The organism is Thermohalobaculum sediminis (assembly GCF_023487995.1).
Classification (GTDB): Bacteria; Pseudomonadota; Alphaproteobacteria; order Rhodobacterales; family Rhodobacteraceae; genus Thermohalobaculum; species Thermohalobaculum sediminis.
Genome location: NZ_JAMFKN010000003.1, coordinates 201,358 through 227,595 on the forward strand (window position 1 = coordinate 201,358; position 26,238 = coordinate 227,595).

At 70.2% G+C, this 26,238-nt stretch carries 18 protein-coding genes and 1 riboswitch; of the genes, 10 read left to right on the plus strand and 8 right to left on the minus strand.

Annotated elements, in window-relative coordinates:
- Positions 1–6: 6 nt before the first annotated feature.
- The 4 genes from M1105_RS08120 to M1105_RS08135 are packed head-to-tail and all read left to right on the plus strand — an operon-like array spanning position 7 to position 6,392.
- Positions 7–1,032: a quaternary amine ABC transporter ATP-binding protein gene (locus M1105_RS08120; protein ID WP_249579842.1), complete on the plus strand. Its 1,026-nt coding sequence runs from the start codon at positions 7–9 to the stop codon at positions 1,030–1,032.
- Positions 1,032–3,062 carry an ABC transporter permease gene (locus tag M1105_RS08125; protein WP_249579843.1) on the plus strand — a complete coding sequence of 677 codons (2,031 nt, stop codon included), beginning with the start codon at positions 1,032–1,034 and terminating at the stop codon, positions 3,060–3,062. The genes M1105_RS08120 and M1105_RS08125 overlap by 1 nt, the downstream gene beginning before the upstream one ends.
- On the plus strand, positions 3,059–3,934 hold the full coding sequence (locus M1105_RS08130) for a choline/ethanolamine kinase family protein (RefSeq protein WP_249579844.1): 876 nt from the start codon (positions 3,059–3,061) through the stop codon (positions 3,932–3,934). The genes M1105_RS08125 and M1105_RS08130 overlap by 4 nt, the downstream gene beginning before the upstream one ends.
- A gap of 7 nt (positions 3,935–3,941) precedes the next feature.
- Complete coding sequence (locus M1105_RS08135; RefSeq protein ID WP_249579845.1) at positions 3,942–6,392, plus strand: GcvT family protein; 2,451 nt, start codon at positions 3,942–3,944, stop codon at positions 6,390–6,392.
- A gap of 232 nt (positions 6,393–6,624) precedes the next feature.
- Here M1105_RS08135 and M1105_RS08140 read toward each other — a convergent pair whose 3' ends face one another.
- From M1105_RS08140 to pdxR, 4 genes are all read right to left on the minus strand, one after another.
- Positions 6,625–7,746 (minus strand): NADH:flavin oxidoreductase/NADH oxidase, encoded by a 1,122-nt coding sequence (locus M1105_RS08140; protein ID WP_249579846.1) that lies wholly within the window; start codon positions 7,744–7,746, stop codon positions 6,625–6,627.
- 310 nt (positions 7,747–8,056) lie between these two features.
- Positions 8,057–8,872, minus strand: a complete 816-nt coding sequence (thiD, locus tag M1105_RS08145; RefSeq protein WP_249579847.1) for a bifunctional hydroxymethylpyrimidine kinase/phosphomethylpyrimidine kinase — start codon at positions 8,870–8,872, stop codon at positions 8,057–8,059.
- 38 nt (positions 8,873–8,910) lie between these two features.
- Positions 8,911–9,010: riboswitch (TPP riboswitch) on the minus strand.
- A gap of 219 nt (positions 9,011–9,229) precedes the next feature.
- Positions 9,230–11,005, minus strand: coding sequence for a sulfoacetaldehyde acetyltransferase (gene xsc, locus M1105_RS08150; RefSeq protein WP_249579848.1), 1,776 nt, complete (start codon positions 11,003–11,005; stop codon positions 9,230–9,232).
- A 174-nt stretch (positions 11,006–11,179) separates the two neighbouring features.
- Entirely contained in the window at positions 11,180–12,664 is a 1,485-nt protein-coding gene (pdxR, locus tag M1105_RS08155; protein ID WP_249579849.1) for a MocR-like pyridoxine biosynthesis transcription factor PdxR, read from the minus strand.
- Between the two features lie 77 nt (positions 12,665–12,741).
- Between pdxR and M1105_RS08160 the strand changes: the two genes are divergently transcribed.
- A complete protein-coding gene (locus tag M1105_RS08160; RefSeq protein WP_249579850.1) occupies positions 12,742–14,085 on the plus strand; it encodes an aminotransferase class III-fold pyridoxal phosphate-dependent enzyme in 1,344 nt (447 codons plus the stop codon).
- Positions 14,086–14,270: 185 nt separating this feature from the next.
- Here M1105_RS08160 and M1105_RS08165 read toward each other — a convergent pair whose 3' ends face one another.
- The 4 genes from M1105_RS08165 to M1105_RS08180 form a co-directional block, all read right to left on the minus strand.
- A complete protein-coding gene (locus M1105_RS08165) occupies positions 14,271–14,741 on the minus strand; it encodes a c-type cytochrome (protein WP_249579851.1) in 471 nt (156 codons plus the stop codon).
- 37 nt (positions 14,742–14,778) lie between these two features.
- On the minus strand, positions 14,779–16,041 hold the full coding sequence (gene soxC / locus M1105_RS08170) for a sulfite dehydrogenase (protein WP_249579852.1): 1,263 nt from the start codon (positions 16,039–16,041) through the stop codon (positions 14,779–14,781).
- A 256-nt stretch (positions 16,042–16,297) separates the two neighbouring features.
- The gene (locus tag M1105_RS08175) at positions 16,298–18,307 is read right to left on the minus strand and encodes a M3 family metallopeptidase (RefSeq protein WP_249579853.1); all 2,010 of its coding nucleotides are present in this window, start codon (positions 18,305–18,307) and stop codon (positions 16,298–16,300) included.
- Entirely contained in the window at positions 18,304–18,954 is a 651-nt protein-coding gene (locus M1105_RS08180; RefSeq protein WP_249579854.1) for a glutathione S-transferase family protein, read from the minus strand. Before M1105_RS08180 ends, M1105_RS08175 begins: the two co-directional genes overlap by 4 nt.
- 143 nt (positions 18,955–19,097) lie before the next feature.
- On the opposite strand from M1105_RS08180, the gene M1105_RS08185 reads away from it, so the two are divergent.
- From M1105_RS08185 to topA, 5 genes are all read left to right on the plus strand, one after another.
- On the plus strand, positions 19,098–20,039 hold the full coding sequence (locus tag M1105_RS08185) for an aspartate carbamoyltransferase catalytic subunit (RefSeq protein ID WP_249579855.1): 942 nt from the start codon (positions 19,098–19,100) through the stop codon (positions 20,037–20,039).
- A complete protein-coding gene (pyrC, locus tag M1105_RS08190; protein ID WP_249579856.1) occupies positions 20,036–21,325 on the plus strand; it encodes a dihydroorotase in 1,290 nt (429 codons plus the stop codon). Before M1105_RS08185 ends, pyrC begins: the two co-directional genes overlap by 4 nt.
- On the plus strand, positions 21,315–21,935 hold the full coding sequence (plsY, locus tag M1105_RS08195) for a glycerol-3-phosphate 1-O-acyltransferase PlsY (protein ID WP_406600609.1): 621 nt from the start codon (positions 21,315–21,317) through the stop codon (positions 21,933–21,935). The genes pyrC and plsY overlap by 11 nt, the downstream gene beginning before the upstream one ends.
- A gap of 69 nt (positions 21,936–22,004) precedes the next feature.
- A complete protein-coding gene (dprA, locus tag M1105_RS08200; protein ID WP_249579857.1) occupies positions 22,005–23,234 on the plus strand; it encodes a DNA-processing protein DprA in 1,230 nt (409 codons plus the stop codon).
- 283 nt (positions 23,235–23,517) lie between these two features.
- The gene (topA, locus tag M1105_RS08205) at positions 23,518–26,226 is read left to right on the plus strand and encodes a type I DNA topoisomerase (protein ID WP_249579858.1); all 2,709 of its coding nucleotides are present in this window, start codon (positions 23,518–23,520) and stop codon (positions 26,224–26,226) included.
- Positions 26,227–26,238 lie beyond the last annotated feature (12 nt).

Consider the following 26,238-nt stretch of genomic DNA (forward strand, 5'->3'; position numbering starts at 1 on the left):
GAGACCATGCAGCACCGCCCCGTCAAGCTCGCATGCCGCGGCGTGTGGAAGATCTATGGCCCCGACCCCGCGCGGTTGCTCGCCGGCGGCGCGCGGCCCGATCTCGCGACGATCCGCGCGAGCCACCATGTCGGCGCGGTGCGCGACGCCACGCTCGACGTGGGCGAGGGCGAGATCTTCGTCATCATGGGCCTATCGGGCTCGGGAAAGTCGACGCTGGTGCGCTGCCTCTCGCGGCTCGTGGAGCCGACGGCGGGCGAGATCCTGTTCGACGGGCGCGATCTCCTGAAGGCATCCCGCGCCGAGATGATCGCGATCCGGCGCCACAAGATGGGCATGGTGTTCCAGCACTTCGCGCTCTTGCCGCATCTCACGGTGCTGGAGAACGTGGCATTCCCGCTCGAAGTCCAGGGGGTCGCGCGACCCACCCGCGAGGCCCGCGCGCGCGAGGTGATCGCGCTGGTGGGGCTCGAGGGGCGCGAGGGGCATTACCCGCGCCAGCTCTCCGGCGGCCAGCAGCAGCGCGTGGGCATCGCCCGCAGCCTTGCGGTCGAGCCGGAGCTGTGGTTCCTCGACGAGCCCTTCTCGGCGCTCGACCCGCTCATCCGGCGCGAGATGCAGGACGAGTTCCTGCGCGTGCAGCGGCTGTTGAAGAAGACCATCGTCTTCATCACCCATGATTTCGACGAGGCGATCCGGCTCGCGGACCGCATCGCCATCATGAAGGACGGCGCACTGATCCAGATCGCGACGCCCGAGGAACTGGTGCTTTCGCCCGCCGACGACTACGTGGCCGACTTCACCCGCCATGTCGCGCGCGCCAAGGTGGTCACGCTCGGCCGCATCATGACGCCGGGCCCGGCCGCAGAGGTCGCGGGCGCCCTGCCGGCCCATGCTCGGGTCGAAGCTGTGGCCGACCGGATCGAGGGGAGCCCCCTGCCGCACGCCGTGATCGACGAGGCGGGCCGCGTGATCGGCCATGTCGGCGCGCGTGCGGTGATCGACGTGCTGATCGGGCGGCGGATCGGGTGATGCGCGCGGGGGAAGGCATCGCCGGGGCCGTGCCGCGCGCCGGGCTGCGCGGATCGGGCGCATGGCAAAGGGGCGCATGGCTCTGGGGCGGGATCGTCGCCGCCTCGCTCGCGCTCGCGGCATGGGTGGGGCCCGTCCCGGTGCCGAAGGCGCTCACCCCCGACATGGCGGGCTGGGTCAGCGCCGCATTGCGCTGGCTGGTCGAGCGCGCCGATCTGGGACTTTTCAGCTTCAAGGAGCTGACCCGCGCCATCGCCGCCGTCATCGAGTGGCCCTACAGTCTCGTGCGCGCGGCCCTCGTGGACGGCTGGGTCGAGGGGCGGGGGAGCCGCGCGCGCACGATCCTGCAGCCACTGAGCTGGATCGCCGTGATCGCGATCGTCGCCGCGATGGGCGCTTATGCCCGAAGCTGGCGGCTCGGGGCATTCGTCGGCGCCTGCTTCCTCTATCTTGCGGTGTTCGGGCGGTGGGAGAGCGCGATGGTCACCCTCGCCTCGATCCTGATCGCGGTGCCCATCGGCGTCGCGGGAGGGCTTGGGCTTAGCATCGCCGCCTGGCTCTGGCCGCGCTTCGAGCGGGCGCTCGCGCCCATCCTCGACCTCATGCAGACGGTGCCGATCTTCGCCTATCTGGTGCCGATCCTGTTCCTGTTCGGCTTCGGCCCGGTGGCCGCGCTGATCGCGACGGTGATCTACGCGATGCCGCCGATGGTGCGCGTGACCACGCTCGCGCTGAAGTCGGTGCCCCCCGAGCTTGGCGAATTCGCCACCATGGCGGGCTGCACCACGGCGCAGCGCATCCGCAAGGTGCTGCTGCCCGCCGCGCTCCCGGACCTGATGGTGGGCGTCAATCAGGTCATCATGCTCTCGCTCAACATGGTGATCATCGCCTCGATGATCGGCGCCGGAGGCCTCGGCTTCGACGTGCTAAACGCGCTGCGGCGCCTCGACATCGGGGCGGGGATCGAGGCGGGGCTTGCCATCACCGCGCTTGCCATCGCGCTCGACCGCCTCAGCCAGGCCTATGCCGCGCGCACCGCCGACGTGCCGATGTCGGCGGGCGCCTCGGGCGGCTGGCCGAGGCGCCATCCGTGGCTTTCGACGGTGGCGCTGGTGATCCTCGGCACCGCGCTCATGGGCCTCGTTCTGCCCCCGGTCGCGAGCTACCCGGCCGAAGCGGTCATCACCACCAAGGCCTTCTGGGGCGATCTGGTGAAGGCCATCAACATCCGCTACTTCGACGATCTCGAGGCGATCAAGACCGCCTTCCTCACCTTCGTCATGCTGCCGGTGAAGCGCTTCCTGCTGGCGCTGCCCTGGCCCTGGGTGCTGGCGGTCGCGGCCTTCGCGGGCTGGCGGCTCGGTGGCGCGCCGCTCGCGGCCACGGGCGCGGCGCTCGGGGCCTTCGTGCTTGCGACCGGGCTCTGGGAGCAGGCGATGACCACGGTTTACCTGTGCGGCGTGGCGGTGGTGATCGCGGCCTTCATCGGCATCCCGCTCGGCATTCTCGCCGCCGCGAATGACACGGCGGGGCGGGTGATCGGCGGCATCATCGATACGCTGCAGACCCTGCCCTCCTTCGTCTATCTGATCCCGGTCGTGATGCTGTTCCGCGTGGGCGACTTCGCGGCGCTGATCGCGGTCGTGCTGTTCGCTCTCGCCCCTGCCGTGCGCTACACCGCCCACGGTCTGCGCTCGGTCCCGCCCGAGATGATCGAGGCCGGCATCGTCTGCGGCTGCACGCCCCGACAGGTGCTGACCCGCATCCGCCTGCCGCTGGCGCTCCCCGAGATTCTGCTCGGCCTCAACCAGACCATCATGCTCGCGCTGTCGATGCTGGTGATCACGGCGCTGGTGGGGACCCGCGACCTCGGGCAGGAGGTCTATATCGCGCTGACCCGCGCCGACACCGGGGCGGGCGTGATCGCGGGGCTGGGGGTCGCTGCCATCGCCATCATCGCCGACCGCCTGATCGCCGCGGGCGCCGCCCACGCCCGCGCGCGGCTGGGCCTGCAACGGGGGACGCCATGACATCCGCGATCGAGCGCGCCCGCGCGCTGCCCATCTGGGCCGGCCCCGTCGACCCCGAACCGCTGGGCGGCGGCATCACCAACGTCAATTTCGTGGTGAACGACGGCGGCCGCCGCGCGGTGGTCCGCATCGGCGAGGATATCCCCGTCCATCAGGTCATGCGCTTCAACGAGCTTGCCGCCAGCCGCGCGGCCCATGCCGCGGGCATCTCGCCGCCCGTGCTCTACCACGAGCCCGGGGCGCTGGTGATCGGCTTCATCGAGGGGCGCACGCTCGCGGCCGAGGACGTCCGCGCGCCCGGCATGCTGGAGCGCATCCTGCCGCTGGTCGCCCGCGCGCATCGCGAGATACCGCGCCACCTGCGCGGCCCGGCGCTGGTGTTCTGGGTGTTCCACGTCATCCGCGACTACGCCGCGACCCTGACCACAGATGGCAGCCGCCACGCGCCCGCGCTGCCCGGTCTCCTCGCCACCGCCGAGCGGCTGGAGGCAGCGGTCGGCTCCATCGACCTCGCCTTCGGCCACAACGACCTCCTTCCCGCCAACCTGATCGACGATGGCGCGCGGCTTTGGCTCATCGACTGGGACTATGCGGGCTTTAATTCGGGGCTCTTCGACCTCGGCGGGCTCGCGGCCAACAATGGCCTGTCGCCCGATCAGGAGGCCTGGGTGCTGGAGACCTATTTCGGCCGCCCGCCCGATCCCACGCTGTGGCGGCGCTACCGCGCGATGAAGGTCGCGGCGGCGCTGCGCGAGACGCTGTGGTCGATGGTCTCGGAAATCCACTCGGAACTCGATTTCGACTTCGCGGCCTACACCGACACCAACATGGCCGCCTTCCGCGCGGCCCTCGACGCCTTCGAGCAAAGCTGAGGACATCATGAGCGACTTTCCCACCACCGCCCGGGCCGTGGTCATCGGCGGCGGCATCGTCGGCTGCTCGACCGCCTATCACCTCGGGCAACTGGGCTGGACCGACACGGTGCTGCTGGAGCGCAAGAAGCTCACGTCAGGCACCACCTTCCACGCCGCGGGGCTGGTGGGACAGCTGCGCACCTCGGCCAACATCACGCAGTTGCTGGGCTATTCGGTCGATCTCTACAACCGGCTCGAGGCCGAGACCGGCATCGCCACCGGCTGGAAGATGAACGGCGGCCTGCGCCTCGCCTGCAATGCCGAGCGCTGGACCGAGGTGAAGCGCCAGGCCACCACCGCCCATTCCTTCGGGCTCGAGATGCACCTGCTCACACCCCGCGAGGCGAAAGACCTCTGGCCGCTGATGCAGGTCGATGACCTCGTCGGCGCCGCTTATCTGCCCACCGACGGGCAGGCGAACCCCTCCGACATCACGCAAAGCCTCGCCAAGGGCGCCCGCGCCGCGGGGGTGCGGATCTTCGAGGACACCCCCGTCACCCGCATCATCGTCGAGCAGGGCCGCATCAAGGGCGTCGAGACGCCCCGCGGCACCATCGAATGCGAGCGTATCGTCTGCTGTGCCGGGCAATGGACGCGCACGCTCGCCGCCACCATCGGCGTCAACGTCCCCCTCGTCTCGGTCGAGCACCAGTACATGATCACCGAGGCCATCCCCGGCGTCACCCCGAACCTGCCAACCCTGCGCGACCCCGACCGGCTGACCTACTGGAAGGAGGAGGTCGGCGGCCTCGTCATGGGCGGCTACGAGCCGAACCCGGTGCCATGGGCGCTCGACGGCATCCCCGAGGGCTTCCATTTCGAGCTCCTCACTTCGAACTTCGACCACTTCGAGCAGTTCATGGAACTTGCCATCGGCCGCGTCCCGGCGCTCGAGAGCGCGGGCATCAAGCAATTGGTGAACGGGCCCGAGAGCTTCACGCCCGATGGCAACTTCATCCTGGGCGAAGCGCCCGAGCAGCGCGGGTTCTTCGTCGGCGCGGGCTTCAACGCCTTCGGCATCGCGTCGGGTGGCGGCGCGGGCATGGCGCTGGCGGAATGGGTGGCGAAGGGCGAACCTCCCTTCGACCTCTGGCCGGTCGATATCCGCCGCTTCGGGCGCGTCCATCTCGACACTACTTGGGTGCGCACCCGGACGCTGGAAGCCTATGGCAAGCACTACACCATCGCCTGGCCGTCCGAGGAGCACGCATCCGGACGCCCCGCCCGGCGCTCGCCCCTCTACGGGCATCTCAAGGGCGCGGGCGCCTGCTTCGGCGAGAAGCTGGGATGGGAGCGGCCGAACTGGTTCGCCGACCTCGCGGGCGGCGAAGAGCCCGTCGACCGTTACAGCTTTGGCCGCCCCGGCTGGTTCGACGCGGTGGCGCGCGAGCACCGCGCCTGCCGCGAGGCGGCGGTGCTGATCGACCAGTCGTCGTTCGCCAAGTTCACGGTCAAGGGGCCGGATGCTGCATCGGCGCTCAACTGGATCGCGGCGGGGAACGTCGACCGCGCGGTGGGCAGCCTCACCTACACCCAGATGTTGAACCGCAAGGGCGGCATCGAATGCGATCTGACGGTGGCGCGGGTGGCGCGCGACGAGTTCTACATCGTCACCGGCACGGGCTTTGCGACCCATGATTTCGACTGGATCTCCCGGAACATGCCCGAGGCCGCGCGGGCGCAAATCGTTGACGTGACCTCCGGTTATGCCGTGCTGTCGCTCATGGGACCGCGTTCGCGCGAGGTGCTGTCGCGCGTCAGCCGCGACGACCTCTCGAACGCCGCCTTCCCCTTCGCCACCGCCCGGCGCATCGGCGTCGCGGGCTGCCCGGTGCTGGCGCTCAGGGTGACCTATGTGGGCGAACTGGGCTGGGAGCTGCACATCCCCACCGAGTTCGCGGTCAATGTCTACGAGGCGCTGATGGCGGCGGGTGCCGACCTCGGCCTCATCAACGCCGGCTACCGCGCCATCGAGACGCTGCGGCTGGAAAAGGGCTACCGCGCCTGGGGCGCCGATATCGGCCCCGACCACACGCCGGTCGAGGCCGGCCTGGCCTGGGCCTGCAAGCTGCGCACGAACATACCCTTCCTGGGCCGCGAGGCGCTCGCGGCGCAGGTGACGGGCGGCGTGACCAAGCGCCTCGCGGGCTTCACGGTGGACGACCCCGACGCCGTCCTGCTGGGCCGCGAGACGATCTACCGCAACGGCGAGCGCGTGGGCTGGCTGAGTTCAGGCGGCTTCGGCCACACCATCGGAAGGGCCATCGGTTACGGCTATGTCCGCAACCCGGACGGCGTAACCGAGGACTTCGTCCTCTCGGGCCGCTACGAGCTCGAGATCGCGACCGAGCGGGTGCCCTGCCGCGTCACCCTCGCGCCCCTCTACGACCCGAAGATGGAGCGGGTGAAGGCGTAGGCGGGTCGCCACGACAGGCGCTGCCCCGGGCTTGACCCGGGGCCCCGCAGTCGCCTGAAGCGCGCGGGTTTCACGCGTGAAATCATGTTCAAATAATTGATAAAAATTGATTTCTGAACAGATCGTCGCGTGAGGGCAACATTCCGCCCGACTGCCGCCCGGCCGTGGCGGACGCGCCTCTGACTTTTCGCGCGAGGCCCCGGGTCGAGCCCGGGGCAGCGTTCAACCCGCCTCAGCCGCTTTTGGCCACCGGCGGGTTCCCAGGCACCGGGATACCCTGAAGCGTGGGATGCGCGCGCAGATACTGCGCCGGGAAGGCCGCCTGATCGCCCAGTCTTTCTGCCGCGTGCCACGCCCAGCGCGGGTCGTAGAGGGCGCCGCGCGCCAGCGCCACCATGTCGGCCTGGCCGGTGGCGAGGATCGTCTCGGCCTGCACCGGGTCGGTGATCCGCCCCACCGCAATGGTTGGCAGGCCCGTCGCGCGGCGGACCTCGGCGGCAAAGCCCGTCTGGTAGCCGAAGCTCGCGGTGATCTTCTGGGCGGGCGAGAGGCCCCCGCTAGACACATCGACAAAATCGCAGCCCCGTGCCTTCAGCGCCTCGGCGAAGGCGACCGAGCTTTCCAGATCCCAGCCCCCCTCGATCCAGTCGGTGGCCGAGAAGCGCACGCCCAGCGGCTTACCCGCGGGCCAGACCTCGCGCACCGCATCGAACACCTCTAGCGGAAAGCGAAGCCGGTTAGGCAGGCTGCCGCCATAGCCATCCTCGCGCAGGTTGGTCAGTGGCGACAGGAAAGTGTGCAGCAGGTAGCCATGCGCGGCGTGCAGCTCGATCAGGTCGAAGCCCGCCCGCTCGGCCCGCCGTGCCGCCTGCACGAAGGCCGCGCGCACCCGCGCGAGCGTCTCGCCGGTCATCGCCTCGGGCACCGGCCAGCCGGGCGCGACCGCGATGGCCGAGGGCGCGATGGTCTGCCACGCGCCCTCGCCGTCCTGCAGCGCGGCCCCCCCCTTCCAGGGCAGGTTCGCGGACGCCTTGCGCCCGGCATGGCCAAGCTGGATGCCGATCCGCGCCGCGCCATAGTCGCGGAAGAAGCGCACGACGCGAGCCATCGCCGCCTCGTTCTCGTCCGACCAGAGACCGGTGCAGCCCGGCGTGATCCGCCCCTCGGGCTCGACGCCGGTCGCCTCGACGATCACGAGGCCGGCGCCCGACACCGCGAACTGGCCCAGATGCATAAGGTGCCAGTCGGTCATCGTGCCGGCCTCGGCGCTGTATTGGCACATCGGCGCCACGACCATTCGGTTGGGGAGCTCGAGCGCGCCGAGCGTGATCGGCGAGAACAGGTGTGACGGCATCTGGCGGTCCCTTGCGGCTTCGGATCTGCGGGGCGGGTGCGGTTGGCCCATGGGGCGTGAATCTCCGCTTTTCTTAGCCGAGAGGCGCGGCGAGCGCGAGGGGAAGCGGGCGAGATCGAGGCCGGCGCCAGGCCGCGCGGGGAAAGCGGCACTCCCCGGGCTTGACCCGGGGCCTCGCCGGCGTCGTCCGCGCGCTCCCGGCCCGTTGGGCTCCGGCTCGACGGCAGGGGTGGCGCAGCTGCCAGCGCCCGCTCATCGAGGCCCCGGGGCAAGTCCGGGGCAGCGGGGATGGCGGGCAAGCGGAGCCGGCTCAGCCGTGGGGCCAGAGCGCGTGGAAATGATGCGTCGGGCCGTGGCCGTGACCGACCGAGAGCCGCCCCGAGGCCGCAATCGCCCCGGCGACGTAATCCTTCGCCGCCCGCGCCGCCGCGGGCGGGGGCATCCCCCGCCCGATCAGCGTGGCGAGTGCCGCCGACAGCGTGCAGCCGGTGCCGTGGGTGTTGGGGGTCGCGTGGCGCGGGCCGTCGAGCCAGATGACGCCATCAGCGGTGACCAGCGCATCCGGGCTCGACGCGCCCGGCAGGTGGCCGCCCTTGGCGAGCACCGCGCTCGGCCCGCGGTCGAGAAGCCGTCCCGCCTGATCCGCCATCGCCTCGCGGCTTTCGGCCTCCTCCTCGCCCAGAAGCGCCGCAAGCTCGGGCAGGTTGGGGGTCAGCACGCTTGCAAGCGGCAGAAGGCGCGCGCGTACCGCCTCGACTGCATCGGGTGCCAGCAGGCTCGCGCCACCCTTCGCCACCATCACCGGGTCGAGCACCACGACGGGCGGCGCGTGGCGCGCGAGCGCATCGGCGACGGCCACGGCGATCTCGGCCGTCGCGATCATGCCGACCTTCACGGCGTCCACCCCGATGTCGGCGAACACCGCGTCGATCTGGGAGGCTACGAAATCGGGCGGAACCAGATGGACGCCGCTCACCCCTTGCGTGTTCTGCGCGGTCAGCGCGGTCAGCGCGGCCATCGCATAGCCGTGATTGGCCGAGATGGCCTTGATGTCCGCCTGGATCCCCGCGCCCCCCGAGGGGTCGGAGCCCGCGATGCTCAGGACATTCGGAATGCGCGCCTGCATCTCATCCTCCCGCGGCGGAGAAATCGGACAGGCGCGGGCGTCGCGCCCGAGCGACTCCCTCCGCCGGCATTATCCGGGTCAGGTTCCAAGGGTGCATCTCAGCCCGCGGCCCCGCCGCGAGCGCCCCCGTCTCTCGTGTCCCAGACAGATGCACCATCCGGGGCGCGCTGTCACGCCCCCGGATGGTGCGGGCTCATGCACGTCTTCCCCCGAGTTCACCTCGTCCCGTCCGCGATGTGCTGCGCGCCTCGGGCTCGAGCCGGGGCCTCGCGCAGTCAGCGGGCGGGACGAGGCCCCGGCTCGTGGGCCGGCGCAGCGGAGGTTCCAACGATCGGTTTCGATCGATGCAACCCGGTATCAGGCGCCCTGCTGAGGGCGCATGTCGGCGGGGTCGATGCCCGCGACCTGAACGGGCTTCTTCATCGCGTCGCGGCGGAAGGGCTCGCCCAGCTCCTGGTTCAGGATCGCCTCGATGAAGGTGGTGACGCCCTCCCGCTGCGCGGCGCAGGCGGTGGCGAGCGCCTCCTTCAGTTCCTCCATGGTGCGGACCTGCACGCCCTTGAGCCCGCAGGCCTCGGCGATCTTCGCGTAGCTGAGATCGGGATGCAGTTCGGTGCCGACGAAGTTGTCATCGTACCAGAGCGTGGTGTTCCGCTTCTCGGCGCCCCACTGGTAGTTGCGGAAGACCACCATGGTGATGGCGGGCCACTCCTCGCGCCCGATGGCGGTCATCTCGTTCATCGAGATGCCGAAGGCGCCATCGCCGGCGAAGCCCACGACCGGCACGTCCGGGCAGCCGATCTTGGCACCGACGATGGCGGGAAAGCCATAGCCGCAGGGACCGAACAGGCCCGGCGCGAGGTATTTGCGCCCCGCCTCGAAGGTCGGATAGGCGTTGCCGATGGCGCAGTTGTTGCCGATGTCGGTCGAGATGATGGCGTCCTTGGGCAGCGCAGCCTGCACTGCGCGCCAGGCCATGCGCGGGCTCATCCGGTCGGGCTGGCGGGTGCGCGCGCGCTCGTTCCAGGTGGTGCCGGGATCGTCGTCCTCGTGGTCCATCGAGGCGAGCGTCTGCAGCCAGCGCGAGCGGGTCTGGTGGATCAGCGCGCGACGCTCCTCGCGCCCGGCATCGCCCGCGGCCGGGGACAGTGCCGCGAGAATCTGCCCGGTCACGCGCTTCGCGTCGCCGCAGATGCCCACGCTGACGCGCTTGGTCAGCCCGATCCGGTCGGGGTTGAGATCGACCTGGATGACCTTTGCTCCCTTCGGCCAGTAGTCGATGCCATAGCCCGGCAGGGTCGAGAACGGATTGAGCCGCGTTCCCAGCGCCAGCACCACGTCGGCCTTCGCCACCAGCTCCATCGCCGCCTTCGAGCCGTTGTAGCCGAGCGGCCCCGCGAACAGGGGGTGCGAGCCGGGGAAGGCGTCGTTGTGCTGGTAGTTGCAGCAGACCGGCGCATCCAGCCGCTCGGCCAGCGCCGCGCAATCGGGGATCGCGCCCGCCAGCACCACGCCCGCGCCCGAAAGGATCACCGGGAACTTCGCCTCGCTGAGCAGGCGCGCCGCCTCGGCCACCGCGTGATCGCCGCCCGCGGGGCGCTCGATGCGCACGACCTGGGGCAGCTCGATGTCGACCACTTGCGTCCAGTAATCGCGCGGCACGTTGATCTGCGCGGGGGCCGAGCCGCGCAGCGACTTCTCGATCACGCGGTTCAGCACCTCGGCGATGCGAGAGGGGTCGCGCACCTCCTCCTGGTAGCAGACGCAGTCGGCAAAGAGCCGCATCTGCTCCATCTCCTGGAACCCGCCCTGCCCGATGGTGCGGTTCGCCGCCTGCGGCGTGACCAGCAGCATCGGCGTGTGGTTCCAGTAGGCGGTCTTCACCGCGGTCACGAAGTTGGTGATGCCCGGCCCGTTCTGGGCGATGCACATCGCCATCTTGCCGGTCGCGCGGCCATAGCCGTCCGCCATGTAGCCGCCGTTGCACTCGTGCGCCACGTCCCAGAACCGGATGCCGGCGCGAGGGAACAGGTCCGAGATCGGCATGAAGGCCGAGCCGATGATGCCGAAGGCATGTTCGATGCCATGCATCTGCAGGACTTTGACGAAGGCTTCCTCGGTGGTCATCTTCATGGCGGGCATTCCTTCCCTTGCCGCGGCGGTGCATCGGGGCACGGGCCGCGCATGTTCGCGATGGAGCCTCGGCTCCGACGACGCAGAAGCTAGCCGAGCGCCCGCCCGCGCTTTAGCGCCAGTTGACGGCAATTCCGGGTCCAGCCCCGGGGGCGACGCTGGCAGGCGTCGGGATCAGAGCGCGTCGCAGGCCGCGCGCAGCCGCGCGATCCCCTCGGGGATGCGATCGGCGGGGATCGAGGAGAACCCCATGCGGAAGTTCCGCCGCCCCGCGCCCGCCCGGGCGAAGAAGGGCTCGCCCGGCTCGATCACCACCCCCCGCTCCAGCGCGCGCCGTGCCAGCGCCGCGGCGTCGAGCCCCTCGGCCCCGGTCAGCCAGTAGCTCGACCCCCCGAAGCCGGGGCTGCGCGCCCAGCCGGGCAGATGCGCCTCGATCGCCTCGGCCATCACCTGCCAGCGCTCGCGATAGGTGCGGTGGATGCGACGCACCAGCACGTCGAAATGGCCATTCGCAAGGAACAGCGCGGCGGCGCGCTGATTGTTGCCCGGCGGATGGCGCAGCATCAGCCGGCGCAGCGCGCGCAACTCGGCGATCACCGCCTCGTCCGCCGCGATGAAGCCCAGCCGCAGCCCCGGCATCAGCGATTTCGAGAACGAGCCGACATAGATGACCCGCCCGTCCTCGTCGAGCGACTTCAGCGCCGGCAGCGGCGCACCGATGTAGTTCGCCTCGAACTCGTAGTCGTCCTCGACGATCACCAGACCCTCGCGCCGCGCCTTCTCCAGCAGCGCGCGCCGCCGCTCGAGGCTCATCGTCACCGTGGTGGGATAATGATGCGAGGGCGTGCAGAACAGGATGGACGCCCCGTCCAGCGTGTCGTCGACCGTCATGCCGTCCTGATCGACCGCCACCTGCCGCAGCGCGTCGGACCGTCGCGCCAGCATCAGGCGCAGGTCGGGGTAGCCCGGCTCCTCCATCGCGACGGGCGTGGTCCGCCCGACCAGTAGCGCGGCGATCAGATAGAGCGCGTTCTGCGCGCCCAGCGTCACCAGCACATTGGCGGGCGAGGCCGAGATCCCGCGCCGCGGCAGGATGCGCCGGGCGATTTCCTCGGTCAGCAGCGCGTCATCCTCGGAATAGCGGTCGAGCGTCCAGGCATCGAGCCAGCGCCGCCCCATCGCCTGGCGCACGCAGTCGCGCCACTCGGCGATCGGGAAAACCTGCGCGTCCACCTGGCCGTAGACGAAGGGAAAGGGGTGGCGCTGCCAGTCGGCCGGGCGGAACACGAGGCGCTTGTCGTCGCACTGCTCGACCAGCCGCGCGCGCCAGTCGATGCCACGCCCCTCGCCGTCGCCGCGCGCCGCCGGCTCGGGCCGCGCCGCCATGCCGTCCACCGCCTGCGGGTCGACGAAATAGCCCGACCGCTCGCGTGCCGTCAGGAACCCCTCGGACACCAGCGCCTGGTAGGCCAGCGTTACAGTGTTCCGGCTGACGCCCAGCTGCCCCGCCATCGCCCGGGTCGAGGGCACCGGCTCGCCCGGCTTCAACCGTCCTGCCGCGATGGCGCCGGTCAGCACCTCGCGGATCTGCGCCTGAAGGGTCGCAGGTTGCGAGCGTTCGAGGTGGAACAGCGTCTCGCGCATCGTGGCCCGGAGCATCGCCCCCAACTGGTCCTATCTTGGAGCCAGCCTACGGCCCTAGGGTGGGACAACGCAACCATGCCCGGAGAGCGGCAATGCACGACATGGACATCAAGGGCGCCGAGCGCTCGAACTCGCTGGAAGAGAACTGGATGCCCTTCACCGGCAACCGGGACTTCAAGGAGAACCCCCGCCTGATCATCCGCGGCGAGGGGATGTATTATACCGACCACAAGGGCGGAAAGGTCATCGACGGCTCGTCGGCGCTGTTCTGCTCGCCCGCGGGCCATGCCCGGCCCGAGATCGCGGAAGCCGTGCACAAGCAGCTTCTGGAGAACAGCTACTCGGCGCCCTTCCAGTTGGGCCATCCCGGCCAGTTCGAGCTGGCCCGCAAGGTCGCGGCGCTGCTGCCCGAGCCGATGAACCATGTGTTTTTCGTCAACTCGGGGTCCGAAGCCATCGACACCGCGCTTAAGATGGTGATGGCCTACCACCGCGCGAACGGCGAGAGCCAGCGCCTGCGCTTCGTCAGCCGCGAGCGCGCCTATCATGGCGTCAACATTGGCGGCGTCAGCCTCTCGGGCATGGTCAAGAACCGCGAGACCTTCCCCGTGGTGATGCCGAACATCGTGATGATGCGCCACACCTGGACGGGCAAGGAGCTGTTCTGCGACGGCCGGCCCCAGCAGGACGGCGTCGAGCTTGCCAATGACCTCGAGCGCCACTGCATGACCTATGGCGGCGCCACCATCGCCGCCGTGTTCGTGGAGCCCGTGGCGGGCTCGACCGGCACGCTGGTGCCGCCGGTGGGGTATCTCGAGCGCCTGCGCGAGATCTGCGACCGCTATGGCATCCTCCTGGTGTTCGACGAGGTCATCACGGGCTTCGGCCGGCTGGGGGCGCCCTTCGCCTCGCAGCTGTTCGGCGTGACGCCCGACATCTGCACCATGGCCAAGGCGCTGACGAACGGCTGCATCCCGATGGGCGCGGTCGCCTGCCGCGACGAGATCTACGAGACGGTGACCGACGCTGCCCCCGACAACGCCATCGAGTTCTTCCACGGCTACACCTATTCGGGTCACCCGGCGGCGTGCGCGGCCGGCATCGCCGCGCTCGACATCTACGAGCGCGAGGGGCTGTTCCGGAAGGCCGCCGACCTTGCGCCCTATTTCGCCAAGGCGGTGATGGGGCTGCGCAGCCACAAGCTGGTCAAGGACATCCGCACCATCGGCCTGATGTCGGGCGTCGAGGTCCACCCCGGCGCCGCCCCCGGCATCCGCGGGCAAGAGATGCAGAAGGCGATGTTCTGGAACGGCTGCCACGTGAAGTTCACCGGCGACACCGGGATCGTCGCCCCCGCGTTCATCGCTTCGGAGGCCCATGTGGACGAGATCGTCGACCGGTTCCGCTACACGCTGGACCAGTTCGCGGCGATGTAAAGGGAATTCTTGACCCCCGCTTCATATGTGAAACGGGGGTCAAGTTATTGATATATTGAATATTTATAAGTCGCAACCAAAAGCCGTTGTTATCTGTGCGCGACGTTGGGAGAGCGGCTGCCTGGCGCCTTTGCCGAACATTTGCGGCGACGGCGACCGCCGCTCGGGGTCGAGCGTGGGGCTTGTCACCAGGGCTTTGCACCCTGCGTCGCCCAAACATCCGTGAAATTGTCACGGTTCGGCATCGCGACATCGGGCAACGTCTCGGCAGTGATGGTGTCGCCCTCGGCGATCACACCGTTCCGGCTCAGGATGAACGCGGTGAGCGCATACGCTTCGTTATTCGAGAGTGACTTCGGAGCATCCAGCGGCATGGCGCGCCGAATATAGGCGAAGATCGTCGTCGCATAGGGCCAGTACTTGCCCGCCGGCTTTTCCCATACGTCGTTCGGTCCGACCGGCGGCATGATCGGCCCCTCGATCCCGGTCTCGCCATGGCATTGGGCGCATTTCGCGGCGTAGATCTCGGCACCGTCGGCGGCCGTGCCGCTCCCCGGCGGAAGGCCGCGGCCGTCCGGCATCGCGTAGATCGCGTAGAAGGGGCTCTCGTCGGCAGCGAGCGGGACGCCAAGTCCCGGGCCGCCGGCCGCGGCCATGTCCGCAAGCGAAGCAAGGGCGGCGGCGGCGATGACGCTACGCATAGACATTCTGCACGCTCCCCTCCGGCGTTATCTGCCACGGCTGGATCGCGTTGTAGTGGAGGAAGTTCGAAGGGTCGTACCTGGCCTTCCAGCTCGACCGCGTCGGCTGGACTGCTCCCGTCGCATCTTCGGCACGGCTCATCAACAGCGTCGGCGCCCCCTCCCAACGCCAGGGCAGGCGGAAGCGCGTCAGCGCCCTCGGGAGCACTGGCTCCTGAAGCGCGGCCTCGGCCCAGCTCTCGCCACCGTCGGCCGAGATCTCGACCTTGCGAACAGACCCGGCCCCCGACCAAGCGATCCCGGATATCTCGTAGAAGCCGGGACCGCTCATGGTCATGGTCGCGGAAGGATGGGTGATGACCGACTTCACCCCCATCGCGAAGGTGAACTTCACCGACGAGCCATTGGCCAGAATCTCGGTGTATTCGCCGGACTCGTGCTTGGTGTAGGCGGGGGCATCCGTCACCCACAGGCTGGTGAGCCACTTGACGTTCATGTTGCCCTCGAAGCCGGGCAGCAGGAGCCGCATGGGATAGCCCTGTTCGGGCCGGATGCGCTCGCCGTTCTGGTAGAGGGCGACAAATGCGTCATCCATCAGCTTTTCGACCGGGATCGAGCGGGCGAGGCTGGGGGCGTCGTTGCCGACGGCAAGCACCCATCGGCCCTCGGGCCGGACGCCCGCCTCTTCGAGCAGGACGCGGACCGGGACGCCCGTCCACTCGCTGTTGGACAACAGGCCGTGGAGCATGTCGCAGCCTGACTGCATCGGCTCTGGCATCACGGCGTTGAAGAAGCTGTTACCCGAACATTCGAGAAAATGGGTCGCGGTGACCATCGGATAGCGCTCGAGCGCGTTGAGGTCGAACTTGATGGGGCGTTCGACCATTCCATGGATCATGAGGCGATGGCCGTCCGGGTCGAGATTCGGCCTGCCACCATGATGCACTTCGAAATGAAGGCCGTTCGGCGTGATCGTGCCACGAAGCTTGTGGTGCGGCGTCCCAGAGAGGCTGAAGGCTCGCGCAAGATCGCCGAACGGTTCGATGATCGCGCGCTGGACGTCCGCCTCCTGCTCCGCCGGCATGCCATAACCGCGAGCGCGCTCGCCTGCGACGGTCACCCATTCGGGGAGAGCCGGCTCCGCTTGCGCCGGCCGGGGCATCGCGAGGGCGGCGAGTGCCGCTCCGCTTCCGGCCGCGGCGCCGCGCAGCAGCATACGTCTGCTGAGCAGGCCGCCGCCCGCGGCGAATTCCAACTTGGGAGCAGAGACGCTTGGGTCTGCCATCATGATTGCCCCTGTCGTTGACATCCGCTGCTCGGATCGGGGCCTCAGTGGCGGCGTTGTTTGGCGCCTGAGGAAGACTAGCACATCCCACGAGGTAGAAGAAGCACACCGCCTGAATTTGTCGTTTCCGTCGGGAGCGCCAGGGCTGAGGCGGGACCCGTCACCTAGACGGCTTGCCGCGTGTCGCGTTTGTCCGGCTGAACGGACATCGCCAATCGGAATGCGCTCACCCCACCCCCTCCACCAACCCCCGCCCCTCCATCAGCGCCTCCGGACCCGGCAGAGCGCCCCGGAAGGCGACGTAAGCCTCCTCGGGCGGTGTCCGCCCACCCGCCGACAGCACGTGGCGCGCGAGCCGCCCGGCGGTGTCGCGGTCGAACGGATCGCCCGTCTCCTCGAAGGCGCGGAAGGCGTCGGCGTCCATCACCTCGGACCACATGTAGCTGTAGTAGCCCGCCGAATAGCCGTCGCCCGCGAAGACGTGCTGGAAGTGGGGCGTCGCGTGGCGCATCACTACCCCGGACGGCATGCCGATCCGGTCCAGCACCCCGGCCTCGAAGCTTTCGGGGTCGAAGTTGTCCGCATCGGTCAGCGTGTGCATCTCGAGATCCACCAGCGCGGATGCGAGGTATTCGACCGTCGCGAAGCCCTGGTTGAAGGTCTCGGCCCCCTTGATCCGGGCAATCAGGTCGGCGGGCATGGGCGCGCCGGTCTCGACATGGCGGGCGTGGGTGGAGAGGATCGCGGGCACGCTCAGCCAGTGCTCGAACAACTGGCTCGGCAGTTCCACGAAGTCGCGCGCGACCGCGGTGCCCGAAATGAAGGGGTAGCGCACGTCCGACATCAATCCATGCAGCGCGTGGCCGAATTCGTGGAACAGGGTGCGCGCGTCGTCCCAGGTCAGCAGCGCCGGGTCTGATTTCGCGAAGTTGCAGGTATTGAGAATGACCGGCCGTCCCGGCTCCCACAGCCCCTGCTGGGTGCGGAGCCCGCTCATCCAAGCGCCCGAGCGTTTCGAGGGGCGGGCGAAATAGTCGCCGATGAAGAGGCCGAGGTGGCTGCCATCGGCGCGCGTGACCTCCCACGCCCGGGCGTCGGGGTGATGCAGGGTCAGCCCCTCGACCGGGCGGAAGCTCAGGCCGAACAGCCTCCCCGCCACGTCGAAGGCGGCGGCGATCACGGAATCGAGCGCGAGATACGGCTTGGTTTCCGCCTCGTCGAGGTCGTGCAGGCGCTTGCGCAGCTTCTCGGCGTAGTGGCGCCAGTCCCAGGGCGCGATCTCGGGCGGCGCGCCTTCCTCGGCGGCGAGGCGGGCGAGCGCCGCGGCCTCGGCCACGGCCTTGGTGCGCGCGGGCGCCCAGACCCGCATCAGCAGGTCCCGCACGGCGTCGGGCCCCTTGGCCATCTCGTCCGCGAGCTTGAACGACGCGAAATCGGGGAAGCCCAGCAGCTTTGCCCGCTCGACGCGCAGGCGCACCATTTCGGCCACCACCGGCCAGTTCGACGCGGTGCCGCGCGCGACCCAGGCCCGCCAGGCCCGCTCCCGCAGCTCGCGCCGGGTCGAGAAGGTCAGGAACGGCTCGATGGACGAGCGCGAGAGGGTGATCGCCCAGCCCTCGGCGCCGCGGGCCTCGGCCTCGGCCCGCGCGGCCTGCACGAGGAAGGGGGGAAGGCCGCCGAGGTCATCGGCCCCAAGGATCATCGACCAGTCGGCCTCGTCCTTGAGCACGTTCTGCGAAAACTCGGTCCCGAGCGTCGCGAGGCGCGACAGGATCGCGCGCATCCGCTCGCGCGCCTCGCCCTCGAGCCGCGCGCCCGCGCGGACGAACATCTTGCGGTAGAGGTCGAGCACGCGCGCCTGCTCGGGGTCGAGGCCCTCGGCGCCCACCGCCTCGATCCGCGCGAAGAGGCGCGCATCAAGCATCAGGCGCGAGCGGTGCTCGGCCAGCTTCGGCGCCATCTCGCGCTCGATGGTCTGAAGCGCAGGGTTGGTGTGCGAGCCGCAGAGATTCCAGAACACCGCGCCGACGCGGCCGAGCGCACGCCCCGCCCGCTCCATCGCCTCGACGGTGTTGCTGAAGTCCGGCGCGGCGGGGTCGGTGGCGATGGCCTCGATCTCGGCGAGGTGCTCGGCCATCGCGGCCTCGAAGGCCGGGGCGAAATGCTCTGGCCGGATGGCGTCGAAGGGTGGCAGGCCGAAGGGCGCCGTCCAGCAGGCAAGCAGCGGGTTCGTCATGCGGCCTTCCCCGGCAGGGCGCAGGAGGGGCGGGCGCGAACGCGCCCGATCCATGCGGCGAGGCTTGGCAGATCGTCGGGGACCGGCTCGCGGATCACCTTGAGGAAGTCGATGGCGACGATCGCGGTGATGTCGGCCACGGTGAAGCGGTCGGCCGCGAGATACGGGCTGCCGGCGAGGCGCGCGTCGAGCCGGGCGAGATGGCCCGCGATGCGCTTGCGGTTGACCTCGCCCCAGTCGGGGCACTGGTCCTCGAGCGCGGCCATGTGCGGGTTGGTGTGGCGGAACGTGGCGGTCACGGCAGCGAACAGGCCGAACTCGACCCGGCGCTGCCACATGTCGATGACCGCGAGCTCGAGCGGTTCGCGGCCCATCATGTTGGGCTCCGGATGCAGCGCCTCGAGATAGCGGCAGATCGCCTGGCTTTCGGTCAGCACGGTCCCGTCCTCGAGTTCGAGCGCGGGCACCTGCGGGATACCGGCCTTGGCGAGGTAGTCGGGCGCCTTGTGCTCGCCCTCGATGAGGTTGAGCGAGTGGCGTTCGATCTTGATGCCCTTCTCGGCGAGGAAGATGTTGACCCGGCGCGGGTTGGGCGCGAAGGACTGGTCGAACAGGCAGACGGGGGCGGGCAGGTTGGGCGTGCTCATCTGGGGCCTTCCGGTCGATTCCCGCGAGGTGCGCGGGCGGCGGCGCCGAGCCTATCCATCCTGGCCGTTCCGCGCAAAGGCCCGTCTTGCGTGGCCCCGGACCATCGGTCATAAGACGCCGACGCCTGCGACGAGGAGCCCGGATGAGCGCCTTTCCCCATCGCCACCTCCTGGGCATCCACGACCTCTCGCCCTTCGACATCCGCGCGGTGCTCGACCTGGCCGAGGACTATGCGCGGCTCAACCAGAGCCCCGAGAAGCACGCCGACGCGCTGCGCGGGCTCACCCAGATCAACCTGTTCTTCGAGAACTCGACCCGCACGCAGGCGAGCTTCGAGATCGCGGGCAAGCGGCTGGGCGCGGACGTCATGAACATGAATGTCGGCACCAGTTCAGTGCGCAAGGGCGAGACGCTGCTCGACACCGCGGCCACCCTCAACGCCATGCGGCCCGACCTTCTGGTGGTGCGGCATCACCATTCCGGGGCGGTGGCGCTGCTCTCGGAGAAGGTCAACTGCGCGGTGCTGAACGCCGGCGACGGGCGGCACGAGCATCCCACGCAGGCGCTGCTGGATGCGCTGACCATCCGCCGCCACAAGGGGCGCATCCAGAAGCTGACCATCGCGATCTGCGGTGACATCGCGAACTCCCGCGTCGCGCGCTCGAACATGCTGTGCCTTGGCAAGATGGAGAACCGGGTGCGGGTTATCGCGCCCCCCACCCTTCTGCCAGCCGGCATCGACCGCTTCGGCGTCGAGGTGTTCACCGAGATGGAGGAGGGGCTCAGGGACTGCGACGTGGTGATGATGCTGCGCATCCAGACCGAGCGGCTGGAGGGGCAGGCCGTGCCCTCGACGCGCGAGTATTTCCACCGCTATGGCCTAACCGAGGAAAAGCTGGCGCTCGCGAAACCCGACGCCATCGTGATGCATCCGGGGCCGATGAACCGCGGCGTCGAGATCGAGGCGGGTGTGGCCGACAGCGCGCGATCCGTGATCCGCGAGCAGGTCGAGATGGGGGTTGCGGTGCGCATGGCGGCAATGGACCTGCTGGCGCGCAACCTGAGGGCGGAGCGCGCGGCATGAGCCTGACCTTCGTCAATGCCCGCCTGATCGACCCCGCCACCGGCCAGGACGGCCCCGGCGCGCTGCGGGTGGTGGATGGTGTGATCGCCGATGTCGCGTTCGGCCACGCGCCCCTGCCGGGCGAGGGCGAGGTGGTCGATTGCGAGGGCAAGGTACTGGCCCCGGGCATCGTCGACATGCGCGTCTTCGTGGGCGAGCCCGGCGCGCGCCACCGCGAGAGCTATCGCAGCGCGGGCGCGGCCGCCGCGGCCGGGGGTGTCACCACCTTCGTGGCCCAGCCTGACACGAACCCGCCGCTCGACGACCCCGCACTGGTGCAGTTCGCGCTGGCACGTGCGCGCGAGGCGGCGCCCGTGCGCGTCCATGCCATGGGGGCGCTGACGAAGGGCCTCAGGGGCGTCGATATGACCGAGCAGCGATTCCTGCTCGACGCCGGCGCCATCGCGCTGACGGACGCCGACAACGCGATCGAGAGCGCCAAGGTCATGCGCGCTGTGATGCTCTATGCCACCTCGACCGGCGCGCTGATCGTGCACCACCCGCAGGAGCCGACGCTGGCACGCGGCACCTGCGCCACGAGCGGCGAATTCGCCTCGCGCCTCGGCTTGCCCTCGGTCGGGCCGGTGGCGGAGCGCGTCGCGCTCGCCCGCGACCTCATGCTCGCGCAGAACACGGGGGCGCGCTACCACGCGGACATCGTGACCACGGCCACCGCGCTCGACGCGCTCGCGCGGGCGAAGGACCTGGGCGTACGCGCGACCGCGGGCGTCTCGATCCATCACCTCACGCTCAACGAGTTCGACATCGCCGACTACCGCAGCTTCTTCAAGTTCGACCCACCCTTGCGGGCCGAGAACGATCGGCAGGCGGCGGTCGAGGCCGTGGCGGCCGGGCTGATCGACGTGATCGTGTCCTCGCACCAGCCCTGGGACGAGGAAGCCAAGCGCCTGCCCTTCGAGGAAGCCGCGCCCGGCGCGGTAGGGCTCGAGACCTTCCTGCCGGCCTGCCTGCGGCTGGTGCATGGCGGCGCGATGACGATGGCGCAGCTGTTCCGCGCAGCCTCGCTGCGGCCGTCCGAGATCCTGGGCCTGCCGTCGGGGCGCCTCGCCCGGGGCGCGCCCGCCGATCTCGTGCTGTTTGACCCGAACGCGCCCTTCCTGCTGGACCGCGAGACCCTGCGCTCGAAGTCGAAGAACACTCCCTTCGACCGCCAGCGGATGGAGGGCCGCGTCATCGGCACCTGGGTCGCGGGCGCGCGCGTGTTCGGAGGAGCCGATGCTGCATGAGGTGATGGCCCCCGACCGGGCGCTGCCCTGGCTCGCACTGGCGCTGGCCTGCGGGTATCTGGCGGGCTCGGTCCCGTTCGGGGTGATCGTGGCGCGGCTGTTCCGCCTCGGCGACCTGCGCAAGATCGGCTCGGGCAATATCGGCGCCACCAACGTGCTGCGCACCGGCAACAAGGTCGCCGCGGCGCTGACGCTGGTGCTCGACGCGATGAAGGGAACCGTGCCGGTGGTCGTGTTCCTCGGCTGGGGCGATCTCGCCGCGCAGGCGGCGGGGGCGGGCGCGATGCTTGGGCATTGCTTCCCGGTCTGGCTGAGGTTCCGGGGCGGCAAGGGGGTCGCGACCTTCATCGGCGTCGTGCTGGGGCTGAGCCTGCCGGCGGGGCTGCTGGTCTGCGCGACATGGCTTGCGGCGGCGCGGATGTCGCGAATCTCCTCAGTCGGGGCGCTCGCGGCAGCGGGGCTTGCGCCGCTGTGGTTCTGGACGCTGGGACGGATCGAGGCGGTTCTGACCGTCGCGGGGCTGGCCGCGTTGGTCTGGATGCGCCACCACGCAAACATCCGCCGCCTGATCGCGGGCGAGGAACCGCGGATCGGCACGAAGCGGCCCTGAGCCGCGGTTCGGTTAACCGGCGTTTAACCACAGCGCTGCTTTGCTCCTCGCGATCGAGGAGTGCGCGTAATGAATCATGTCCAACTGTCCCTCGCCGTCGGCGGCATCGCCCGGCAGGTCATCCCCGCCGACAGCGACGAGGAGCGGCTCGCCCGCCTGCGTCTCACCCGCAGCGAGAATGTCGGCCCCCGCACCTTCCTGCACCTGCTGGGCCGCTACGGCACCGCGCGGCGCGCGCTCGAGCACCTGCCCGATCTCGCGCGCCGCGGCGGGCGGGGGACCGAGTATCTCGCCTGCTGCACCGACATCGCCGAGGCCGAGATCGAGGCGGGGCTGGCCTGCGGCGCGCGCATGGTGATGCTGGGGGACGCCGATTATCCCGATGCCCTCGCCGCGATCGAGAGTCCGCCGCCGGTGCTGTGGATGCGAGGCGGAGTCGAGCTGTTCCGCCGGCCCTCGGTCGCCGTGGTCGGCGCGCGCAACGCCTCGGCGCTGGGCCTGCGCACGGCGCGCTGGCTTGCGCGCGAGCTGGGCGTCGCGGGGCGCGTCGTGGTCTCGGGCCTTGCCCGCGGCATCGATGCAGCCGCCCACGAGGCGGCGCTGCCGACCGGCACGGTCGGCGTGCTGGCGGGCGGGATCGACCGCGTCTACCCCGAGGAGCACACGGACCTCGCCCGCCGCATGGTCGAGGCCGGCGGCGCGCTGGTGGCCGAATGCCCCGTCGGGACCGAGCCCACGAGCCGCCACTTCCCGCGGCGCAACCGCTTGATCTCGGGCCTCGCGCAGGGCGTGGTACTGATCGAGGCGGCGATCCGCTCGGGCAGCCTGATCACGGCGCGTTTCGCACTGGACCAGGGGCGCGAGGTGATGGCCTGCCCTGGCGCGCCCGAGGACCCGCGCTCGGGCGGCTGCAACCAGCTGATCCGCGAGGGCGCGGCGCTGATCCGCACGGCCGAGGACGTGCTCGACGCGCTGACCGCGCCGCGCGGGCTGCAACTGTCGGAAGAAGGGGCCGAGTTCCTGTTCGACGGCGCGGGCTTCGACGCCGAGAGCTTTGCCGATGGCCTCAGCCGCGACGAGTTCGACGCGCTCGCGGATTTCGACGAGGAGGAAGGCGGCGAGGACGACGGCCTGCTGGCCGAGCACATCCTCGGCCTGCTGGGCCCCGCGCCGGTCGAGCTCGACGAGATCACCCGCGCGACGGGCGCCTCGCCCGCCGAACTCTCGCTCGCCCTGCTCGAGCTCGATCTCGCGGGGCGCATCGAGCTCCTGCCGGGGGGGATGGTGGCGCGGGCCTGACCCCGCCGGGGCGCCGCCGGCCGCACACGTGGCCGCGTCCGCGCCGCACCCGCCCGCGGCAGGCGGGCACGTGCGGCGGCGCACCCGGCGCGCAGCTTCGGGTCCCCATGCGACCCGCGCGCACAGCCTTCCCGCCGTTGGTGAGTTCGGCGCGATTGCACCGCCCGCCGCGCGCGCACTCGTGCGCGCGCACCCCGCGACGGGACATGCCGTCTGTTGACACGCCTTCGGCCCTGACCCATGTTCCCGCGCACGCCGCCACCCCGGCGGTGAAGGAGAGCGCATGGCCGTCGTCGTCGTCGAATCCCCTGCAAAAGCCAAGACAATCAACAAGTACCTGGGGAAAGACTTCACTGTCCTCGCCTCCTACGGCCATGTTCGCGACCTGCCCGCGAAGGACGGATCGGTCGATCCCGACAAGGGCTTCGAGATGAAATGGGAGGTCGCCAGCGACAGCAAGCGGCACATCCGCGCCATTGCCGAGGCGCTCAGGGACGACGACACCCTGATCCTCGCAACCGACCCCGACCGCGAGGGCGAGGCGATCTCGTGGCATCTGCGCGAGGCGCTGGCGTCCTCGCTGAAGAAGGGGAAGTCGGTCAACCGCGTGACCTTCAACGCCATCACCAAGGCGGCCGTGACCGAGGCGATGCAGAACCCGCGCGACATCGACATGGAGCTGGTCGACGCCTATCTGGCGCGCCGCGCGCTCGACTACCTGGTCGGCTTCAACCTCAGCCCCGTGCTGTGGCGCAAGCTGCCGGGCGCGCGCTCGGCGGGGCGGGTGCAGTCGGTGGCGCTGCGGCTCATCGTCGAGCGCGAGATGGAGATCGAGGCCTTCCGCCCCCGCGAATACTGGAACGTGCGGGCCGTGCTGACGACGCCCTCGGGCGAGAACTTCGAGGCGCGCCTCGTCACCCTCGACGGCCGCCGACTCGATCGTTACGACCTCGCTGACGCGGCCTCGGCCGAGGCGGCACTGCGGGCGGTGATGGCGGCCGACCTGGCGGTGGCCTCGGTCGAGGCGAAGCCCGCCGCGCGCAACCCCGCGCCCCCCTTCATGACCTCGACCCTGCAACAGGAGGCGTCGCGCAAGCTCGGGCTCGGCGCGCAGCAGGCGATGCGCACGGCGCAGGCGCTCTACGAGGCCGGCCACATCACCTATATGCGGACGGACGGCGTGGACATGGCGCCCGAAGCCGTGCAGGCCGCCCGCGCGGCCATCGCCGCCCGCTATGGCGCGCGCTACGTGCCTGAAAAGCCCCGCTTCTACAAGACAAAGGCCAAGAACGCCCAAGAGGCGCACGAGTGCATCCGGCCAACCGCGATGGACCGCACTGCCGCCGACCTGCACCTCGCGGGAGACCAGGCGCGGCTCTACGAGCTGGTCTGGCAGCGCGCGCTGGCAAGCCAGATGGAGGCCGCGCGATTCGAGCGCACCACCGTCGAGATCGCGGACGCCAAGGGTCGCGCGGGCCTGCGGGCGACCGGGCAGGTCGTGGTCTTCGACGGCTTCCTCGCGGTCTACGAGGAGGGCCGCGACGAGCCCGCGACCGACGACGAGGATCGCCGCCTGCCGCAGATCGCGGAAGGCGACCGGCTGGGCCGCGCGAAGGGCGCTCTGACCCGCGTCTTCGACAAGGCGGCGCCCGAGGGCGTCGAGCCCGCCGCCATCCGCGTCAGCGACGGCCTGCGCCGCCACGACGCGGCGGTCATGGACGCCGACGGCGCGATCCTCGCGGTGCAGAGCTTCACCCAGCCGCCGCCGCGCTACACCGAGGCGACCCTGGTCAAGCGGATGGAGGAGCTGGGCATCGGCCGGCCCTCGACCTACGCCTCGATCATCACCACGATCGAGGACCGCGAATACGTCAGCAAGGACAAGGGCCGCCTGGTCGCCGAGGACAAGGGCCGGCTGGTGACGGCCTTCCTGGTCAACTACTTCCCGCGCTACGTCGAATACGACTTCACCGCCGGGCTCGAGGAGGAACTCGACGACATCTCGGGCGGGCGCATCGAGTGGAAGGAGGTGCTGGCCAAGTTCTGGCGCGATTTCTCGGCCGCGCTCGCCGACACCGCCGAGCTTCGCATCACGGACGTGCTCGAGAAGATCAACGAGGCGCTTGGGCCGCACATCTTCCCCGACAAGGGCGACGGCTCGGACCCGCGGCTCTGCCCGGTCTGCGGCGCGGGGCGGCTCTCGATCAAGACCAGCACCCGGAACAATTCGGCCTTCATCGGCTGCTCGAACTACCCCGAGTGCCGCTACACCCGCCCCTTCGGCGCGCCGGGCGATGGCGCCGATGCCGCGTCCGAGCGCGTGCTGGGCACCGACCCCGAGACCGGGCTGGAGGTCAGCCTGCGCACCGGCCGCTTCGGCCCCTATGTCCAGCTAGGCGAGGCGGGCGAGGACAATCCCAAGCCCAAGCGCTCGTCGCTGACCAAGGGCATGCAGCCGGCCGAGATGACGCTCGAGAAGGCGCTGAGCCTCCTGTCGCTGCCACGCCCGATCGGCCCGCATCCCGACGATGGCGAGCCGGTCGAGGCCGGGATCGGCCGCTTCGGGCCCTATGTCCGGCACGGGCGGGTGTTCGCGAACATCCCGGCGGGCGAGGATGTGCTGACCATCGGCATGAACCGCGCCGTGACGCTGCTGGCCGAAAAGGCGGGCCGGGCGCCCGGCCGGTCCGCGACCCCCGCGCCCCTGCGCGAGCTGGGCACGCACCCTGATGGCGGCACGATCGCGCTGATGAGCGGGCGCTACGGCCCCTACGTGAAGTGGGAGGGCGTCAACGCCACGATCCCCAAGACCGCGGACCCCGCGGCGCTGACGCTGGAGGAGGCGCTCGCCCTGATCGCCGCGAAGGCGCCGAAGGGTGTGAAGTCCGGGAAGAAGCCGGCCCGCAAGGCGCCCGCCAAGTCCGCGAAGCCGAAGGGCGCGGGCGCGGCAAAGGCTGCGAAGACGCCGGCGCGCGCAAAGGCGAAGGGCTGAGACCGGAGGGCA

Bases quoted from the DNA above. Each gene is read 5' to 3' on its own strand.
- M1105_RS08125 (WP_249579843.1), top strand. From the start codon at position 1,032: ATGCGCGCGGGGGAAGGCATCGCCGGGGCCGTGCCGCGCGCCGGGCTG.
- M1105_RS08130 (WP_249579844.1), top strand. From the start codon at position 3,059: ATGACATCCGCGATCGAGCGCGCCCGCGCGCTGCCCATCTGGGCCGGC.
- M1105_RS08185 (WP_249579855.1), top strand. From the start codon at position 19,098: ATGAGCGCCTTTCCCCATCGCCACCTCCTGGGCATCCACGACCTCTCG.
- thiD (WP_249579847.1), bottom strand. From the start codon at position 8,872: ATGCAGGCGCGCATTCCGAATGTCCTGAGCATCGCGGGCTCCGACCCC.
- dprA (WP_249579857.1), top strand. From the start codon at position 22,005: ATGAATCATGTCCAACTGTCCCTCGCCGTCGGCGGCATCGCCCGGCAG.
- pyrC (WP_249579856.1), top strand. From the start codon at position 20,036: ATGAGCCTGACCTTCGTCAATGCCCGCCTGATCGACCCCGCCACCGGC.
- M1105_RS08120 (WP_249579842.1), top strand. From the start codon at position 7: ATGCAGCACCGCCCCGTCAAGCTCGCATGCCGCGGCGTGTGGAAGATC.
- M1105_RS08165 (WP_249579851.1), bottom strand. From the start codon at position 14,741: ATGGCCGCGGCCGGCGGCCCGGGACTTGGCGTCCCGCTCGCTGCCGAC.
- M1105_RS08135 (WP_249579845.1), top strand. From the start codon at position 3,942: ATGAGCGACTTTCCCACCACCGCCCGGGCCGTGGTCATCGGCGGCGGC.
- M1105_RS08160 (WP_249579850.1), top strand. From the start codon at position 12,742: ATGCACGACATGGACATCAAGGGCGCCGAGCGCTCGAACTCGCTGGAA.
- xsc (WP_249579848.1), bottom strand. From the start codon at position 11,005: ATGAAGATGACCACCGAGGAAGCCTTCGTCAAAGTCCTGCAGATGCAT.
- plsY (WP_406600609.1), top strand. From the start codon at position 21,315: ATGCTGCATGAGGTGATGGCCCCCGACCGGGCGCTGCCCTGGCTCGCA.
- M1105_RS08180 (WP_249579854.1), bottom strand. From the start codon at position 18,954: ATGAGCACGCCCAACCTGCCCGCCCCCGTCTGCCTGTTCGACCAGTCC.
- M1105_RS08140 (WP_249579846.1), bottom strand. From the start codon at position 7,746: ATGCCGTCACACCTGTTCTCGCCGATCACGCTCGGCGCGCTCGAGCTC.
- pdxR (WP_249579849.1), bottom strand. From the start codon at position 12,664: ATGCTCCGGGCCACGATGCGCGAGACGCTGTTCCACCTCGAACGCTCG.
- M1105_RS08175 (WP_249579853.1), bottom strand. From the start codon at position 18,307: ATGACGAACCCGCTGCTTGCCTGCTGGACGGCGCCCTTCGGCCTGCCA.
- topA (WP_249579858.1), top strand. From the start codon at position 23,518: ATGGCCGTCGTCGTCGTCGAATCCCCTGCAAAAGCCAAGACAATCAAC.